This window comes from Citrobacter sp. Cf088, assembly GCF_030334295.1.
GTDB classification, from domain to species: domain Bacteria; phylum Pseudomonadota; class Gammaproteobacteria; order Enterobacterales; family Enterobacteriaceae; genus Citrobacter; species Citrobacter freundii.
Genome location: NZ_JAOWEE010000031.1, coordinates 1 through 3,460 on the forward strand (window position 1 = coordinate 1; position 3,460 = coordinate 3,460).

Genomic DNA, 3,460 nt, shown 5'->3' on the forward strand with positions numbered 1-3,460 from the left:
TGGGCACTGTTGCAAAGTTAGCGATGAGGCAGCCTTTTGTCTTATTCAAAGGCCTTACATTTCAAAAACTCTGCTTACCAGGCGCATTTCGCCCAGGGGATCACCATAATAAAATGCTGAGGCCTGGCCTTTGCGTAGTGCACGCATCACCTCAATACCTTTGATGGTGGCGTAAGCCGTCTTCATGGATTTAAATCCCAGCGTGGCGCCGATTATCCGTTTCAGTTTGCCATGATCGCATTCAATCACGTTGTTCCGGTACTTAATCTGTCGGTGTTCAACGTCAGACGGGCACCGGCCTTCGCGTTTGAGCAGAGCAAGCGCGCGACCATAGGCGGGCGCTTTATCCGTGTTGATGAATCGCGGGATCTGCCACTTCTTCACGTTGTTGAGGATTTTACCCAGAAACCGGTATGCAGCTTTGCTGTTACGACGGGAGGAGAGATAAAAATCGACAGTGCGGCCCCGGCTGTCGACGGCCCGGTACAGATACGCCCAGCGGCCATTGACCTTCACGTAGGTTTCATCCATGTGCCACGGGCAAAGATCGGAAGGGTTACGCCAGTACCAGCGCAGCCGTTTTTCCATTTCAGGCGCATAACGCTGAACCCAGCGGTAAATCGTGGAGTGATCGACATTCACTCCGCGTTCAGCCAGCATCTCCTGCAGCTCACGGTAACTGATGCCGTATTTGCAGTACCAGCGTACGGCCCACAGAATGATGTCACGCTGAAAATGCCGGCCTTTGAATGGGTTCATGTGCAGCTCCATCAGCAAAAGGGGATGATAAGTTTATCACCACCGACTATTTGCAACAGTGCCGTCCTGCGAATATGTGAGTTTTGACCTAATGAGCCACAAAAACTCATTTTCGCCCACGATAATTTTTCTACTTCCTTTCTTTGGAATGCTCATTTCAATATTCACATAACGTCGCTATCAATCGCGGAAAAGGCGTAGTGCGCGAAGCGAACGAAGCTTTTTGCCGTCGATTGCATAGCTTTGTTAACCCTTTTTCCAAATTTGATAGCAATAGTTAATGTTTGAAGTAAAGTGTTGCTCAAAAACAACTTCGAAGGTATTTGGAATACTCGGGAAGAAAACATCCCCCTCTGGCTCGATGTCGATCGTCGATAAGTGGAGCGTAGAGGCCATGGGTAATGTTTCTCGGTAAATTTCTCCGCCACCAGACACTATAACGTGACCGGTGAATTCAGCTAGCCTGTCCATGGCCTCTTCGATTGACTGAAATACAACTACATTGTCATCATTTGATGTCCAACCTGAGCGGGTAACGACCGCGTATTTCCTATTGGGGAGTGCGCCCATAGATTCAAACGTCTTGCGACCCACCAGAAGCCACTGATTGTAGGTCAATGCTTTAAAAAGTAGCTGCTCCCCTTTCGCGGACCAGGGTATGTCTGGACCGCAACCAATCACGCCGTTTTTCGCTTTCGCAGCCATCAATGATACTTTCAAGGTTCTCATCCTGGGTTAACTTTGTTTTAGGGCGACTGCCCTGCTGCGTAACATCGTTGCTGCTCCATAACATCAAACATCGACCCACGGCGTAACGCGCTTGCTGCTTGGATGCCCGAGGCATAGACTGTACAAAAAAACAGTCATAACAAGCCATGAAAACCGCCACTGCGCCGTTACCACCGCTGCGTTCGGTCAAGGTTCTGGACCAGTTGCGTGAGCGCATACGCTACTTGCATTACAGTTTACGAACCGAACAGGCTTATGTCCACTGGGTTCGTGCCTTCATCCGTTTCCACGGTGTGCGTCACCCGGCAACCTTGGGCAGCAGCGAAGTCGAGGCATTTCTGTCCTGGCTGGCGAACGAGCGCAAGGTTTCGGTCTCCACGCATCGTCAGGCATTGGCGGCCTTGCTGTTCTTCTACGGCAAGGTGCTGTGCACGGATCTGCCCTGGCTTCAGGAGATCGGAAGACCTCGGCCGTCGCGGCGCTTGCCGGTGGTGCTGACCCCGGATGAAGTGGTTCGCATCCTCGGTTTTCTGGAAGGCGAGCATCGTTTGTTCGCCCAGCTTCTGTATGGAACGGGCATGCGGATCAGTGAGGGTTTGCAACTGCGGGTCAAGGATCTGGATTTCGATCACGGCACGATCATCGTGCGGGAGGGCAAGGGCTCCAAGGATCGGGCCTTGATGTTACCCGAGAGCTTGGCACCCAGCCTGCGCGAGCAGCTGTCGCGTGCACGGGCATGGTGGCTGAAGGACCAGGCCGAGGGCCGCAGCGGCGTTGCGCTTCCCGACGCCCTTGAGCGGAAGTATCCGCGCGCCGGGCATTCCTGGCCGTGGTTCTGGGTTTTTGCGCAGCACACGCATTCGACCGATCCACGGAGCGGTGTCGTGCGTCGCCATCACATGTATGACCAGACCTTTCAGCGCGCCTTCAAACGTGCCGTAGAACAAGCAGGCATCACGAAGCCCGCCACACCGCACACCCTCCGCCACTCGTTCGCGACGGCCTTGCTCCGCAGCGGTTACGACATTCGAACCGTGCAGGATCTGCTCGGCCATTCCGACGTCTCTACGACGATGATTTACACGCATGTGCTGAAAGTTGGCGGTGCCGGAGTGCGCTCACCGCTTGATGCGCTGCCGCCCCTCACTAGTGGGCACTGTTGCAAAGTTAGCGATGAGGCAGCCTTTTGTCTTATTCAAAGGCCTTACATTTCAAAAACTCTGCTTACCAGGCGCATTTCGCCCAGGGGATCACCATAATAAAATGCTGAGGCCTGGCCTTTGCGTAGTGCACGCATCACCTCAATACCTTTGATGGTGGCGTAAGCCGTCTTCATGGATTTAAATCCCAGCGTGGCGCCGATTATCCGTTTCAGTTTGCCATGATCGCATTCAATCACGTTGTTCCGGTACTTAATCTGTCGGTGTTCAACGTCAGACGGGCACCGGCCTTCGCGTTTGAGCAGAGCAAGCGCGCGACCATAGGCGGGCGCTTTATCCGTGTTGATGAATCGCGGGATCTGCCACTTCTTCACGTTGTTGAGGATTTTACCCAGAAACCGGTATGCAGCTTTGCTGTTACGACGGGAGGAGAGATAAAAATCGACAGTGCGGCCCCGGCTGTCGACGGCCCGGTACAGATACGCCCAGCGGCCATTGACCTTCACGTAGGTTTCATCCATGTGCCACGGGCAAAGATCGGAAGGGTTACGCCAGTACCAGCGCAGCCGTTTTTCCATTTCAGGCGCATAACGCTGAACCCAGCGGTAAATCGTGGAGTGATCGACATTCACTCCGCGTTCAGCCAGCATCTCCTGCAGCTCACGGTAACTGATGCCGTATTTGCAGTACCAGCGTACGGCCCACAGAATGATGTCACGCTGAAAATGCCGGCCTTTGAATGGGTTCATGTGCAGCTCCATCAGCAAAAGGGGATGATAAGTTTATCACCACCGACTATTTGCAACAGTGCC

At 53.5% G+C, this 3,460-nt stretch carries 4 protein-coding genes; 1 reads left to right on the forward strand and 3 read right to left on the reverse strand.

Annotation, left to right across the window (positions count from 1 at the left end; translation table 11 throughout):
• Nucleotides 1–54: 54 nt before the first annotated feature.
• Together OGV71_RS02795 and dfrA14 are read right to left on the reverse strand one after the other, a co-directional pair.
• On the reverse strand, nt 55–759 hold the full coding sequence (locus OGV71_RS02795) for an IS6-like element IS26 family transposase (RefSeq protein WP_001067855.1): 705 nt from the start codon (nt 757–759) through the stop codon (nt 55–57).
• A 246-nt stretch (nt 760–1,005) separates the two neighbouring features.
• Nucleotides 1,006–1,479 carry a trimethoprim-resistant dihydrofolate reductase DfrA14 gene (gene dfrA14 / locus OGV71_RS02800; protein WP_004201280.1) on the reverse strand — a complete coding sequence of 158 codons (474 nt, stop codon included), beginning with the start codon at nt 1,477–1,479 and terminating at the stop codon, nt 1,006–1,008.
• A 155-nt stretch (nt 1,480–1,634) separates the two neighbouring features.
• Between dfrA14 and intI1 the strand changes: the two genes are divergently transcribed.
• Nucleotides 1,635–2,747 carry a class 1 integron integrase IntI1 gene (gene intI1 / locus OGV71_RS02805; protein ID WP_024166810.1) on the forward strand — a complete coding sequence of 371 codons (1,113 nt, stop codon included), beginning with the start codon at nt 1,635–1,637 and terminating at the stop codon, nt 2,745–2,747.
• Here the strand turns inward: intI1 and OGV71_RS02810 are convergent.
• The gene (locus OGV71_RS02810; RefSeq protein ID WP_001067855.1) at nt 2,693–3,397 is read right to left on the reverse strand and encodes an IS6-like element IS26 family transposase; all 705 of its coding nucleotides are present in this window, start codon (nt 3,395–3,397) and stop codon (nt 2,693–2,695) included. The two genes, intI1 and OGV71_RS02810, sit on opposite strands and share 55 nt — an antisense overlap.
• Nucleotides 3,398–3,460: the final 63 nt, after the last annotated feature.

Bases quoted from the DNA above. Each gene is read 5' to 3' on its own strand.
- OGV71_RS02795 (WP_001067855.1), bottom strand. From the start codon at position 759: ATGAACCCATTCAAAGGCCGGCATTTTCAGCGTGACATCATTCTGTGG.
- intI1 (WP_024166810.1), top strand. From the start codon at position 1,635: ATGAAAACCGCCACTGCGCCGTTACCACCGCTGCGTTCGGTCAAGGTT.
- OGV71_RS02810 (WP_001067855.1), bottom strand. From the start codon at position 3,397: ATGAACCCATTCAAAGGCCGGCATTTTCAGCGTGACATCATTCTGTGG.